This window comes from Clostridium mobile, assembly GCF_018918285.1.
Taxonomy (GTDB): domain Bacteria; phylum Bacillota; class Clostridia; order Clostridiales; family Clostridiaceae; genus Clostridium_AW; species Clostridium_AW mobile.
Genome location: NZ_JAHLQF010000002.1, coordinates 216,930 through 231,278, shown reverse-complemented (window position 1 = coordinate 231,278; position 14,349 = coordinate 216,930). Strand labels below are relative to the sequence as shown.

Annotated in this window: 14 protein-coding genes; 3 read left to right on the top strand and 11 right to left on the bottom strand. The window is 30.7% G+C overall.

What is annotated here, in order from left to right; translation table 11 throughout:
* Positions 1-123 precede the first annotated feature (123 nt).
* From KQI86_RS07015 to KQI86_RS07005, 3 genes are all read right to left on the bottom strand, one after another.
* On the bottom strand, positions 124-1,461 hold the full coding sequence (locus tag KQI86_RS07015) for an MATE family efflux transporter (RefSeq protein ID WP_216438571.1): 1,338 nt from the start codon (positions 1,459-1,461) through the stop codon (positions 124-126).
* A 412-nt stretch (positions 1,462-1,873) separates the two neighbouring features.
* Positions 1,874-3,067 (bottom strand): DUF2812 domain-containing protein, encoded by a 1,194-nt coding sequence (locus KQI86_RS07010; protein WP_216438570.1) that lies wholly within the window; start codon positions 3,065-3,067, stop codon positions 1,874-1,876.
* Positions 3,057-3,386, bottom strand: a complete 330-nt coding sequence (locus tag KQI86_RS07005) for a PadR family transcriptional regulator (protein ID WP_216438569.1) — start codon at positions 3,384-3,386, stop codon at positions 3,057-3,059. Before KQI86_RS07005 ends, KQI86_RS07010 begins: the two co-directional genes overlap by 11 nt.
* A 313-nt stretch (positions 3,387-3,699) precedes the next feature.
* On the opposite strand from KQI86_RS07005, the gene KQI86_RS07000 reads away from it, so the two are divergent.
* On the top strand, positions 3,700-5,460 hold the full coding sequence (locus KQI86_RS07000) for a DUF4153 domain-containing protein (RefSeq protein ID WP_216438568.1): 1,761 nt from the start codon (positions 3,700-3,702) through the stop codon (positions 5,458-5,460).
* Between the two features lie 130 nt (positions 5,461-5,590).
* Here KQI86_RS07000 and KQI86_RS06995 read toward each other — a convergent pair whose 3' ends face one another.
* The 8 genes from KQI86_RS06995 to KQI86_RS06960 all read right to left on the bottom strand — a co-directional run bounded on the left by KQI86_RS06995 (position 5,591) and on the right by KQI86_RS06960 (position 12,341).
* A complete protein-coding gene (locus tag KQI86_RS06995) occupies positions 5,591-5,851 on the bottom strand; it encodes a hypothetical protein (RefSeq protein WP_216438567.1) in 261 nt (86 codons plus the stop codon).
* Positions 5,852-6,023: 172 nt separating this feature from the next.
* Entirely contained in the window at positions 6,024-7,064 is a 1,041-nt protein-coding gene (locus KQI86_RS06990) for a DUF5808 domain-containing protein (RefSeq protein ID WP_216438566.1), read from the bottom strand.
* Positions 7,061-7,417: a hypothetical protein gene (locus KQI86_RS06985; RefSeq protein ID WP_216438565.1), complete on the bottom strand. Its 357-nt coding sequence runs from the start codon at positions 7,415-7,417 to the stop codon at positions 7,061-7,063. Before KQI86_RS06985 ends, KQI86_RS06990 begins: the two co-directional genes overlap by 4 nt.
* A gap of 9 nt (positions 7,418-7,426) precedes the next feature.
* On the bottom strand, positions 7,427-7,840 hold the full coding sequence (locus KQI86_RS06980; RefSeq protein WP_216438564.1) for a GntR family transcriptional regulator: 414 nt from the start codon (positions 7,838-7,840) through the stop codon (positions 7,427-7,429).
* Between the two features lie 267 nt (positions 7,841-8,107).
* Positions 8,108-8,986 carry a metallophosphoesterase gene (locus KQI86_RS06975; protein WP_216438563.1) on the bottom strand — a complete coding sequence of 293 codons (879 nt, stop codon included), beginning with the start codon at positions 8,984-8,986 and terminating at the stop codon, positions 8,108-8,110.
* A 333-nt stretch (positions 8,987-9,319) separates the two neighbouring features.
* Complete coding sequence (locus KQI86_RS06970) at positions 9,320-10,228, bottom strand: glycine betaine ABC transporter substrate-binding protein (RefSeq protein WP_216438562.1); 909 nt, start codon at positions 10,226-10,228, stop codon at positions 9,320-9,322.
* A 99-nt stretch (positions 10,229-10,327) separates the two neighbouring features.
* Positions 10,328-11,170, bottom strand: coding sequence for an ABC transporter permease (locus KQI86_RS06965; RefSeq protein ID WP_216438561.1), 843 nt, complete (start codon positions 11,168-11,170; stop codon positions 10,328-10,330).
* Entirely contained in the window at positions 11,139-12,341 is a 1,203-nt protein-coding gene (locus tag KQI86_RS06960) for a quaternary amine ABC transporter ATP-binding protein (RefSeq protein WP_343216152.1), read from the bottom strand. The genes KQI86_RS06965 and KQI86_RS06960 overlap by 32 nt, the downstream gene beginning before the upstream one ends.
* A gap of 251 nt (positions 12,342-12,592) precedes the next feature.
* On the opposite strand from KQI86_RS06960, the gene KQI86_RS06955 reads away from it, so the two are divergent.
* Together KQI86_RS06955 and KQI86_RS06950 are read left to right on the top strand one after the other, a co-directional pair.
* Positions 12,593-13,324 carry an IS3 family transposase gene (locus KQI86_RS06955; RefSeq protein WP_216438559.1) on the top strand — a complete coding sequence of 244 codons (732 nt, stop codon included), beginning with the start codon at positions 12,593-12,595 and terminating at the stop codon, positions 13,322-13,324.
* Between the two features lie 123 nt (positions 13,325-13,447).
* Positions 13,448-14,176 carry a YkgJ family cysteine cluster protein gene (locus KQI86_RS06950; RefSeq protein ID WP_216438558.1) on the top strand — a complete coding sequence of 243 codons (729 nt, stop codon included), beginning with the start codon at positions 13,448-13,450 and terminating at the stop codon, positions 14,174-14,176.
* The last annotated feature ends 173 nt before the right edge of the window (positions 14,177-14,349 follow it).

Below are 14,349 nucleotides of genomic sequence, written 5' to 3'. Positions count from 1 at the left end.
AATTTACTTTTAAGCAATAAATTTTACTTTATACTCTAATTATAATATATATTTAAAGATTTAGAATCTGAAAAAATATTTGAACCTTTAGGTAGAGTAAAATACTACACCTAAAGGTTCCTTTTATTTGATCTTATCTAATTTTTTAAATTCAATGGCTAAAAGAATTAAAGATACTAAAAACACTATTGAGTCTGTCACTGCTGAAGCTGCCCATGTACCTTTGATTCCAATAAATTTAGTAAGAATTATAGCTATGGGCATAAAAAGTAGTACTTGCTTTAAAATAATTATTACAGCCGATTGTCCACCTTTGCCTATCGATTGAAAAAATGTCATAGCCATAACTATAACTCCTGACACTGGAAATGTTAAAAACATAATTCTAAACAAACTATATCCGCTTTCTATTAAAGCCTTATCATTAATGAACCAGCCTAAAACAACCTTAGGCTGAATCATATAAAAAGCCCATAACACTCCAATTAATATTGTTGAAGCTATGCTAAATATTTTAACTGCTTCTTTCACACGATCATATTTTTTCGCACCAAAATTCATGCCCACTATAGGCTGAAGTCCTTGTCCCATTCCCCATATAGGTATAAATGTGAACATTAAAACTCTAAGTGCTATTCCCATTAATACTAGTTGTTCATCCCCACCATACTTTGATGTAATTTTATATAACGCAGTTTGCTGTATTAGGTACATAAATTGCATCATTGCAGCTGCCCCTCCTACAGATAATATCTCCGGCATTAAATCAGAGGCAAACTCAAACTTATTAACTGGTATTATTGATTTATTGCACTTAAAGTACATAAATGTAACTATAGCTTGAATTATTTGAGCAATTACCGTAGCTATAGCTGCTCCTGCCACACCTAAGCCTAAGACCTTTATAAATATTGGATCTAAAATAATATTTAGTACTGCACCTAATATCATAATTCCCATGGCTTCCTTCATTTTTCCTTCGCCTCTTATAAGCATATTGGCACTTTGGGAAAAATTAACGAAGAATGATCCAATGTATGTTATCCTTAAATATTCTATTCCTAATTCTAATATGTCCCCCTTCGCTCCTGAAAACCTAAGCAAATTCCCTGCAAAAATATATCCCAATACAGTAACAGCCAAAGATAATGTTAATACACACACTATTAAATTACCTAAAACTTTATTCACTACTTTATCATTCTTTGCCCCAATGGCACGAGATAAAATTGAAGACGAACCTACTCCTATAAGCACAGCAATACAATTGTTTATAAAGGTATATGGAGAAGCTATACTTACAGCACCTAAGGCTGTTTCTCCTACTAACTTTCCAACAAAAATAGCATCACATAAACTATATAAACCTATAACTAACATTCCTATAATTCCTGGAATAGAAAGCTTTAAAAGTAATGTAAACATATTACCATTAATTAATTCTTCACGATTTTTATTCATAAATATCCTTCCTCACTCTTATATCAAGTCCTTGAAAGTTTAAATTCTAATTTATTGTTTATAGCTTTATTTATAGTTTCATCCATAATTTTATTTAGTTCATTTTACCCTCCTTTCAAGTAAATATATAAATCCTTCAAGGCTATTAATAATGATTATCTTTATCAATTATAAAAGAATCTTGTACATGTTCTCTACTTATATGAGGATTAAAAATAACGGAAAAAGGATTATTATGAATTGGATGCAAATTTCTTATTAAACTTTATGTATGTAATTCTAATCAAAATTAAAAGCTGTTAATAAATAATATTTATCAACAGCCTAGGACAAGTATTAAATTATCTTCCATTTACTATATCTTGATACACTCCTCACCAATATTAACTAATTCATATTCTTCTTAATCTTTTCACTGGTTCTCTACCTTATCTAAAACTAATTCTATAATTTTTTCAACAGGCTCTATACCATAATATACCACACGATAAACATTTTCCCTCTTTCTCCCAATAAAAGTGCATCTAACCTCTTCTTTTCCAATCCACAAATCATCAAATTCGCTATCTTGTACATATCTATAGCCTTCTTCTGCATAGTAATCATATTTTTTTAATAATTCTTTTGCCAACCCTTTAGCAACCCATTCTCCTCTGGTTTCATAAGCATAAGAGTATATGGATGGGCTGTATATACCACTCTTGTCTTCCCACATAACCCCTGTGACTTCCACACTTTCATTTAGTTCATGCTGCTTAGGTACAAGTAAGCTGCTATTAACTATATAATAATTTAATCTATCACCTTTATTTTTATATGGATCTACTTTCTTAATATAAGTAGTTTCATCCATTATATCTGACATTCTAATAACAGGTATATCCTTTTCTGGTATAGAAGGAAATCTATCTTTTGTTATTATTCCTATAAGCATTCCAAAGTTAGAAATCACCCATAGCAAGGTTATACTGTTAACAACTATTCCCATAATTCTATTTTTATTTATTTTCCTTTTATATTCTATTCTGTGTTCAAAGAGGCTTCCAGATTTTAATTTTCTCATAAGTTTAGACATGTGAATAATACCAGTAATCATGCTAATACTTATATACATGGAAGCAAGCATCACTACTATAACTTCCATAAATTTATTATTAAGATAATTACCTACAGGATCGATTCGTATGGTAGCTAGAGTTATTAATATAATAAGCATTGATAAGAATACAACAGCCATTCCCATTCTAGTTATATTTTTCTTTAGTATAGATAGGGTTTCTGCTTGTTCATTAGGGTCAGTATGAATTTCAACTATGTTTGCATCTTCATTGGTTCTAAATATATGAACTAGCCTACGAGAAGCTACGTATTCCCACCCTGCCTCCTTGTATAATTCAATGGGGTTATTTCCGCCGCCATCCTTTAGCTTAAACACATCACAACGATAATTTACTTTTTCTGGTTCACATTTTTCAAACTTGGCATACCATCCATCAGTGGAAATTAGCTTCCACCCTTGAGAGGCCATATCCGAAAACCATGCCTCCTGCTCTTCAATATTCCATACATCTAACCATAAGAATTTTTTCTTTATTCTACGTTTCATGGCTATCTCCCTTTTCAAATAATATTCTGCCATCATCCACCATTTTAGAAAGCCTTAAATATTCTTGCTTTAAAGCTTCATACCCACTTGAAGTAAGTGCATATATTTTTCGCCTTCCATCGGATTCCTCAAGAGTAATTAGTTTTTCTTTTTCCATACGCGTTAAAATCCCATAAAGTGTGCCTGGTCCCATAACAACTCTTCCATTAGAAATATCTTTAACTTTCTCCATAACTACGTAACCATGAAGTGGCTCACATAAAGCAAGAAGTACATAATACATAGCCTCAGTCATTGGTGTTCTTTGAATTTCTGACATTTTATCACCCTCCATTCATTACGCAGAACTATTATGTCACGCGATATATCGTATAGCATAATAGTAGCATTCCTTTGTTAAGGTGTCAACGAGACACTTTATTTAGCATCCCAGTTTGAGCTTCAAGACAAACTATAAAAAATCTCAACTTGAGCAATGCCACGTCAAAGATTATAATTAATATACTAGGACAAGTTTAATTAGAAATTAATATCAAACTTGTATTATCAATTTATATTAAAGATTTATATTAATGTATTATCGACCTCTATTATCAATTTCCATGGAAAAATTATATTAAGGAGGGTTAGTTATGAAGCTTATAAAATACTTTAAAAACATGCTGTCCAATCTGTATTTGAGCCTTAAAAGATTTCCTTTTACTATATTGCTTTCAGTTTCTATTTTAACTTTGCTTATAACCATTCATGAAATTAGGCCTGTTGAAGATACTTTAAGTAGAATAGTAATGACTTTAGCTCTAGGTATTCCACTTTCTCTTTCCATAAAGTTATTCTTTGAAAAAAGGAACGAGGAAAATACCTTTAAGCTTTTTATTGGCTATGGAATTGGTGCATTGCTACTAGTTCTTTATTATTTATTTTTGCTACCAGATGATATGAGAATGGTAACTACCACAAGATATATTGCAGTGAATTTAGCTTTATATATGGCATTTTTATTTATACCTTATTTTCCTAGAAAACCAGACTTTGAGCTATATGTTATTGTTTTAGTTGCTGGATTTTTTACCACCATACTATATTCCGTGGTTCTTTACGCTGGACTTTCAGCAATTTTATTTTCCATAGATAAACTTCTTGGAATAAAAGTCTTAGGTAAGGTTTATTACTACACTTGGCTTTTTGTAGTTTTTATATTTGCAGTATCCTACTTCCTTTCCGTAATGCCATTAAGGGATAATAAGCTTACTTTAAGATCATATCCAAAGCTTTTAAGGATACTTATTCTATACATTGTAATGCCGCTGCTCACAGCCTACATCATAATACTTTATATTTATTTTGGAAAAATTATAGTCACCATGACCTGGCCAATAGGACTAGTTTCCCATCTTGTTCTTTGGTATTCAGTAATCGTGACCATAACATTATTCTCCATAACTCCAATAAGAGATGAAAGCAGTTGGGCTGATAAATTTTTAAAGCTTGCTCCTAAAATTTTGCTTCCTCTTATAGTAATGATGTTCATATCCATGGGTATCAGAATAAATGCCTATGGACTTACTGAGCCTAGATATTTTGTAGTTATACTTGGCCTTTGGATTTTCTCTATTATGATTTATTTTTCCTTTAGTAAAAAGCTTAGAAATATATTAATACCTGTGAGCTTAGCGTTCATTGCTCTTCTTTCAGTCTTTGGCCCAGTTAGCAGCTATTCACTATCAAAATACAGTCAAAGACATAGATTTGAAAAAATTCTTACAAAGAACAATATGTTAACTGAAGGGAAAATAAATACTTCTAAGGTTGTTTCAAAAGGAGATAAAGTTAATATAAGTAGCATTCTTAGTTATTTTGATAGAAACCATAGCTTTAAAGATCTTAAACATCTTCCTAAAAATTTTAAGATAGAAGATATGGAAAAAGTTTTTGGCTTCTCCTATGAAAGTCCATTTAATGAATCCCCTAATGAATATTTTTATATTACCAGTACTTTACAAGGGCCTTTAGACATTAAAGGCTATGATTATCTCTTTGATACGGATAGTCTACACAATAGGAATACTTCGGAATTTAAAGATCTAAATACTTCAGAATCTAAAAATCTGGATGCTATTTATGATTATGAAAGCTCTACTATAAAGATAATCTATTTAGGCAATGAGATTTATAAAAAAGACTTAGATGAGTTTGTAAAGAATTTAATTTCTAAATATGGTGCTAGCGATAAAGAAAACATAGTACCTGAGGAGGAAATGGTCCTCACAGAAGAAAATGATAAAATTAAAGTTAAGGTTGTTTTCCAGCATATCTCTGGCAGTAAAAATAATTCCACTGGAGAAATTAATGGTAAAGGCTTTGACTTTTATCTCTTAGTTAAAATTAAATAGATATAAAAAAACTATCCTCATTAATTCAATAAAACATTAATGAGGATAGTTTGCGTTATCAATTATAATTTCTCTTCCTTTATTACATAGTTTAATGCTACAAAAAGGTAGTCCATATTTTAATTCAAGCTTAACCATTCTTTCGCACTCCAATCCATGACCTTTCCTGTATTGCTAGTTCTTCATTTTTTGTATGATATATATACATTTCTCTACTTTTGTCCTTTTTATGTTTTTCTGCATATTCTTTTAAAGCTTCACTTCCGTTATTAAAAATATTTATAACAGATAAATCATCTATAATTCTATATCCATCATGAGAATATGCTTCTATAGCTTCAAGCAGTATCCACTTGTTAGGATATATTTTTCTAGCTTCTTCCCATTTCATATTTTATCTTCCCCCTTAGAATTTATTGAACTAACTAAATCTACAGTTAATTATTTTTAGCTTGCTTTTTACAAAGGAAAAATAGTTATTTATATATTCATTATATACTAAAATAGAAGTAATTATAAAATTTTATTCTATAACTACTTCTATTTTGTTCAATATTTAATTCTTACTTTCCCTCTTGTAAATCCTTTAATTCATTAAATAGTTCTTCCGTTTTACTGATTTCTTCATAGTTGATATATATAATTTTTTCCTTTGTAACTATTTTAACCACTGGATTTTTGTCATCTTCTATAAATAGTTTAACCTTTTCTCCAGCTTTTGTTTTAAAATACCCTACTTTTTTATCTCCAATTGCCCCTCCATTTTGCTTCATAGTTATTGGTGGAAGGGATTTCTCAAAGGTTAATTCCACTATATCTTCACTATTTATATCTTCAGAATACATACCTTTAATAGTCACAACCTGCTCTTTTACTTGCAAATTAACCTTCATGGAAGTGGATGTATATATTACCATTCCAAGAGAGCCTACTATTAATAACGCTGTAAGGGCCATAGCTATTTTGCCCATAGGACGTGCAACATTTATGGTCCAACCTACTCCTGCTCTCTTTTCTACAAAAAGGGCTGGATCCTCTGGATTATAATAAATCATGCCCCAAAGATAATTATCATCATCTTCTCTATTAATAATAAGAGCTTCTTTATCCTGTCCATCTTTCTTTAGCGGAATATTCTTTCCCCCTTGACCAACTTTATAACTATATATCATCAATGCCAATGATAAAATTATGGTGAATATGATTATGCTTCCTATAATAATAGATTCTTTTCTAGAAGAGATTAAGTTCATACTACTTAAATTCATCACAGTGAAAAGTATGGATATGGCATAGGTGATTATAACTATAAATATTCCATTTACTCTTCTAAATTTCATATTTTGAAATCTTATATCCTCTACATTTCCTCCGTTTAAGTTTTGCTTTGATTTATTTATAGATAGAAAACTGAAGAACATTACAATTATTGTAAAAGGAAATATTATTAATCCCATAGCATCTATTTCTTTAGCGTTTCTTAAGCCCATAAGAAGCACTGTTAGAAATAATAAAATTGGAGGAGCAAAATACCAGTTACTTAACTTTTCATAACCTCTAGTTTTAGCTTTTATATCTACCACTACTACTTTTTCCTTAGTCAATAGTTCTCCCAATTTTCTCTTTTTTTAATAGCTTTTACTCTTTTATTAGCTAAATAAAAACACCAACTTCCTTCAATAATAAATAAGAACATGCCGCATAAAAATACAATAGGAGAATATTCTTCACTTATTTTAATCATTATCAATATGCTTAAAAGAGTAGTTATTACAAAGCATATATTTAAATTTCTTTTATAATTTTTATCTTCCTTTATCAATTCCTCTTTCTTCTCAAATCCTAATGGAATTCTGACCCCATAAAAAACAGCCCTTTGAGAAAAACTTTGCATAAACAAAAGAGGAATATACACTACTATCATTATAGTTGCAAATACCCAAATTTCTGATTTCATAAAAATCACCTACCTTTTAATATCATCATATTTATCATGGATTAGCTTGATTACTTCTTCCTTACTAAGCCCTTTACAAATACACCTACATAAAAAAACCTCTAACTCCTCATCTACGGAGTTTATGAAATCCTCTTTTTTATCCTTATTAACACTAACCATAGCGCCTTTTCTTCTATCTATCACCAAATAGCCTTCATCTTTTAAAAGATTGTAAGCCTTATTGATGGTATGGAGATTTACCCCAATATCCACACTTAAATCCCTAATGGAGGGAAGAGCCTCTCCATCTTCTAACTCACCTCTCGCAATAGCTTTAATAATTTCATTTTTTAATTGAAGGTATATGGGGGTCTCACTGTCAAATAATATCTTAATCAAATCATCACCTCTTTTAAGCTCTAAATTTCCTATGTTTATCATCCATGTTATATCTGTTATATATATTATATAACAAATATATTATAGGTTCAATATTAGAATTATGTTTAAAAGCATATCATCAAATAAAAATTAAATAGGTGTAAAAACAATTATCCTCATTAATATTTTATGACATTAAAGTAGGTGGGAAGCTTAATAAATAACATTCCACAAATTGTTGCAAAACTTTATAAAGATATGATATTTATTATAGTACTAACAAAGCATATGCTTTTAAACATATGCTTTGTTAGCTTTTTTTATTTTTTAATCCTCACTAGATTTCAAAGTTATAACTGATATTTCTGGTCTATTAAATATTCTTAGTTTTATTGTGTCATTTCCAAGTCCTCTGTTCACTATGAGTTTAGATTCATCTAATTCAAATTCTCCTCCATCATATTTAGGGAAGAATGTTCTTTCTGGTGATAGAAGTCCTCCTTTAAAAGGAATTCTAATAATGCCACCATGGGTGTGACCTGATAAAGTTAAATCCGCTCCCCAACTGCTATACACAGGAAAATATATTGGGTTATGGGCAAGTAATATATTAAAATCCTCCTCGCTAGCTTTTCCTATGGCTTTTTCCACATTTGATTTATCATAGGGCTTATCCCCAGAATAAGTAGCAGTGTTTTTATCCTTATAAAATCTTAGGGGGATTTCCAATCCATAAAGATTAATCTTTTTACCCTCTCTTTCTATCTCAACCTTATCATTATCTAATACAGTTACCCCAAGCTCTTTTAAGCTCTCTATATAATTATTTTCTTTACTTACTTCACTTTCTTCTCTTCTAACCTCTGATATTTGTTCATGGTTGCCTACAATGTAATATATTTTATAGTCTTTTGATAGTTCCTTAGCCAAGTTATAAAACACTTCACCATCATCATTTGTTGAATTATACATATCTCCAGTGGTGACTATAATATCTGGATTTAGTTTTTTAATCTTTTTTATGAGAGTACTATTGTTTTTTCCAAATTCTTTGCTATGTAAATCCGATAATTGTACTATTTTAAAACCATCAAATTCATTACCTATTTTATCGGATGATATTTTGTATTCACTTACTTCCAACCAATTGAATTGAGCGTATATGAATACAGAAATTGCTGCAAGTGCTATAATTATTTTCTTCATATTTTCACCCTCTCTTATCTGTAAATTATATACTAGCTTAATATATAATTTCACTTATATAAATTTTAACCTGCCTAAACTCTAGCTGACTGAATCGAAAAATTTAATCCACTTAAACAGGGAATTTAATTTATTTTACAACTTACTTATGTAGATGTGTTAATATAAAAAGATTTTTAATAATTTCTTAAGAATTTTAGCCATTAAAATATAACTTTTCAATAAAAAAACATCTCCTATGATAGTGTTAAAAGCTATATCATAGGAGATGTTTATTATTTTTTCTATATTACTTCAATGTTTTTTTATATACTATAAACCATATTAAGTAAGTTATTTCGCTAGATCTTCAATAGAATCAATTTCTACATACGATGGCACAGCTAAGCCAATCTTTGCTCCTTCTAGGTTTGGCCCTAGATCTTCTACTTGATCTTTATAGTCTGCCATATATTTCTCGTGGGTTCCTGGTAACCATGCTGCAACAATAGCATCTGCATCCCCACTAGCTATTGCAGCCCACATTGGTCCTGCCTCCACTTGTGTAAGAGTAACATCATATCCCATATCCTTTAATACTTTTCCAATAACATTAGTAGATGCAATTTCAGAATCCCAAGCAACATAGGCAAGCTTAATTTTTTCTCCATTTACTTTTTCTGCCCCTTTTGTCCACTCTTTTACTTTGTCTTGATTATCTTTAATCCACTGTGCTGCAACTTCCTCTACATTCGCACCTTCATTAACTTTAAGCATAACGGATTCCATATCTTCGGCAGTCCAATGAAATTGATCTAAAATTTTATAAGCATTTGGCATATCTTCTTTCAATTTTAAACGTGCGATTGTATGAATCTTTTCTTCCCCACCAAAGGAGTTTTTAGGATCTTTTAAATATTTCAAATCATATTTAGCAAATTTCCAGTGAGGTGTCCAAGCTGTAATTATAATAGGCTCCTTGTTTTCAATTGCATCTCCAAGAGCTTGAGTCATAGCAGCTCCTGAGCTAGTTTGAACTTTAAAATCTAACCCATAATCTTTAACAGCTTTTTCTGCAGCTTGCACTACTCCTGCACCTGCATCTATGCCCGTAATTTTATAATCTAACTTTTGTGCTAATGTCTTTTCTCCATTTCCATTTGTTGCAGCACTTTCTCCATTATCACTATCACATCCTACTGCGGTTAATGCTAAGGTAGCACATACTACCACACCTAATTTCTTCCACTTGTTTTTTATCATTAATTATTTTCCTCCTTTTATTTTAACTCCTGTTTGTTTAATGTTTTAGAATAAGTATTTAAACAAACTATAAGTAGTTATATGAAAATTTAAAAACTTTTATAAATGTTTTTGTGTATTTAAAGACTGAGTAATACGGTCTAAAATTATGGCCAATATAACAATAGATAGACCTGAAGCAAAACCTTGTCCAGCTTCATTTCTTGTAATCGCTCTAAAAACTTCAACCCCTAAACCTTCGGCACCAATCATAGAAGCAATAACAACCATGGATAGTGCCAACATAATTGTTTGGTTAATTCCTGCCATAATCGTACTTTTTGCCATTGGAAGTTGAACTTTAAACAGTTTTTGTGCTCCAGTTGATCCAAAGGCATCTGCTGCTTCAATTAATTCTGTAGAGACTTGACGAATACCTAAATTAGTTAATCGTACAACCGGTGGCATCGCAAAAATAACCGATGCAATAATTCCGGGAACCATTCCTATTCCGAAGAAAGAAACAGCCGGTATTAAATAAACGAAAGCAGGCATAGTCTGCATGAAATCTAATATAGGTGTTGCAATAGCCTGTACAACTTTATTTTTTGACATCCAAATTCCTAAAGGAACACCAATCAATATGGAAATCAAGCTAGCTGTTAACACTAAGGAAAGTGTGAGCATGGTGTCATTCCAATAACCAAGATTTTGTATCAATAATAATCCTAATAAAACAAATATGGATAATCCCCATTTTTTCTTAGTTATAAATATAGTTAAACCTACAATAAGGACAATAAAAAATATAGGTGGAATACTTGTTAAAATTTCACTTAATCCACCTACAAAGCCATCCAGTGAATCTTTTATAGGATTAAAAAACCACTGAGCATTTTTTCTTAACCATAATACAAGTGAATCTACCCATTTAACTAGAGGTATTTGTGGTATTTGATTCATTGATATTCACCTCATTTCTAGCAAGAGCCGCTAATACCGCGCCTCGAACAATAATTCCTTTTAATATTTTATCTTCAACCACTGCTACAGGTACAGGTGAGTTATGGATAAGCTGAAATAGATCGTTTAAGGATAGGTCTGGTAGAACTTGAGGAACTTGCTCTTCCATTACATCATAAATATTTTTATTACCTTCTTTTACAGCTAATGAAGCTGCATCTGCTGTTACAACTCCAAGAAGTTCTTTATGTTTATTAACTACATAAATACTTGAAATTCCCGCCTGTTTCATACGTTGTAAGGCAACACGTGGACCGTGTTTCTCTATATCAATAGTTTCTGGACGTTTCATAACATGTTTAGCAGAAAACACCTTAGATCTATCCACATCTTCAACGAACTTTCTAACATATTCGTCGGCAGGATTTGTCATAATCTCTTCAGGGGTTCCAACTTGCACAATTACTCCATCTTTCATCAATGCAATTCGATCACCAATTCGAAGGGCTTCATCCAAATCGTGAGTAATAAATATAATTGTTTTTTGCATAGCTGACTGCAGTTCTACAAGTTCATCCTGCATTTCTTTTCTAATTAGTGGATCTAGGGCTGAAAAAGCTTCATCCATCAACAAAATATCTGGATCATTGGCTAAAGCTCTAGCAAGACCTACCCTTTGCTGCATTCCTCCAGATAATTGGCTAGGATATTGTTCTTCATAGCCTTCTAATCCTACCATTTTTAACGACTCTAGTGCTTTCTCACGTATTTCATTTTTCCCAATTCCTTGTACTTCTAAACCGTACCCTGCATTCTCTAAAATAGTACGATGGGGAAACAACCCGAACTTTTGAAAAACCATGCTGAGTTTTTTTCTTCTGGTCTCCCTTAATTTATACTTATCCATTTTTGCTAAATCTTCACCATCTACTAAAACGCTGCCAGTAGTGGGCTCTATTAAACGGTTAATTAATCTAACAAGGGTGGATTTTCCACTTCCCGATAGTCCCATAATCACAAAAATTTCTCCGGAATGCACTTTGAATGATACTTGATTTACACCTACAGTCATTCCTGTTTCTTTTAAAATTTCTGTTTTTGTTTTTCCTGCTTCTAAAAGCTTTAAACCTTGCTTGGGATATTTTCCAAATATTTTGGTAAGACCTTTCACTTCAATTTTTAGCATGCATTCACCTCATTTCTTGATGTACTTCCTATTGTACCAAATTTTACCTGGGACCTTCAAATTTCAAATTCTAACATATTGTACGAATGAATAGACTAACCAAATATGTACAAACTTCTATTCTTTTACTCTTAGTAATCCTCCCATATACTCTACTTTCATCAATATCCCTCAAGCCCCCAATAATATTTGGACAACAATTGTTAAATTATATATAATAAAATTGGAGGTAGTTTATGAGAGGAAGAATTTATACTAAAGAATTAAAAGAATCTATACTAAATGAAGTTAAAGAGGTTGAAAATCTTTCATTAGTTGCAAGAAAGCATGGAATTTCAAAATCTACTATATCTACATGGATTAAAGACTCGAAAGAAAAGGATAAAATAAACGTAAAGCCAGGTAGAAAACATTTAATTGAAGAAGAAAATTATTTAAAAGAAGAGATTATAAAAGTGACACAAGAAAAGAATGCTCTTAAAAAGATATTAGGAGAAAAGGATTTAGAAATAATAATTCTTAAAGAACTACTTAAAAAAAGCCAAACCTCAATTAAAGATAAAATAGAATTAGCTAAAAAATACATAGAAGAAGGCTATAATGCAGTTTTTGTTTTAAAAGTAGTGGGGTTAGCAAGATCAACATACTATTATAATCTAAGCATAGAAGGAAAAGAAAAGCATAAGGCCTTAGGTGGCAAACCCAAAGGATATTCATTGACTAAAAAACAGGATAAGATTTATGACAATGAAATTAAAGAATATATTTTAGAGGCTATAGATAGCGATGCTATGAACTATGGCTATAGGAAGATAATGCATCATTTAAGAGTGAAATATGATCTTATCATAAACCATAAGAAGGTATACAGACTTTGTAGAGAACTTGGTGTTTTAAAGAATCAAAGGATTATGAAACCTAATGTTAAGGGTACTATTACTTTTAATGATAAGGATAATTTGAATTAAATGTCCTATATACCATTTAATTCCTAAAATTTTCTATTTTTTCAATACATCCTACAATTTTGGTAATGATACCTTGTAAAAAAACTGGATTTATAATATAATCTTGCGAGGCAGGTGATTTTTTTGGTTAAACAAAAGTTTAAAAGCCTTGGCAAGAATTATTTAGGTGAAAATATGTTATACTCTGAGGCTGAGAATGATAAAGTATACGATGAAATAGCTTCCACATTAATTGAAGAAATACATGAAAATGAACTGAGCCTCTCTAATGGTAAAAAGCTATTAAAAGAAATTTATGAGATTTATGATGAAGGAAACAGGCAATTTGAAAAATATGCTTCCTGCAAGAAAGGTTGTGGCCACTGCTGTTGTCTTTACGTAGATTGCAGCCCAATTGAAGCTGAGCTTATAAGAGAATACGTACAAGCTAATTTTTCACAAGATGAAATAAACCTTTTAAAAAATAAAATAAATGAGGTAGTACCTATAATGCCTACCACTTTGGACATGGAAGAAAATAATGAGCATGCACTTCATTATTTAAATAAAAAGCTTCCTTGTATTTTTTTATCTGAAGAAAAAACTTGTACTATTTATCCAGTAAGACCCTTTAATTGTAGAAAGTTTCTAACCATCACTTCTCCTGAAGAATGTATTCTAGGAGAACATGTGGTAAAGTTAAATCCTTCAATAAATAATATAGGTATATTAAGCATCAACTCTCTATCCATGAATGTTACTAGGTTTAGAAGATTAGTGGTACAAAATGAACAGGACTATAAATCCCTTTTCAAAGGAATTCCCCTATGGTTTAAAAATGGCTTTGAGGATATTGATAGATCTGTAGAATAAAATGATCCTAGTTTCATATGAAATTTGCCTATAAAGAGTAAATACAAAGACCTGTGATAATTTTTCACAGGTCTAGTCTATTTAATAAACAGTATATTTACACTCATTATTAAAATATATATAAATGTAATAATAGTTGCAACTTTAAAAATAGAATCTACTATTGCATTTTT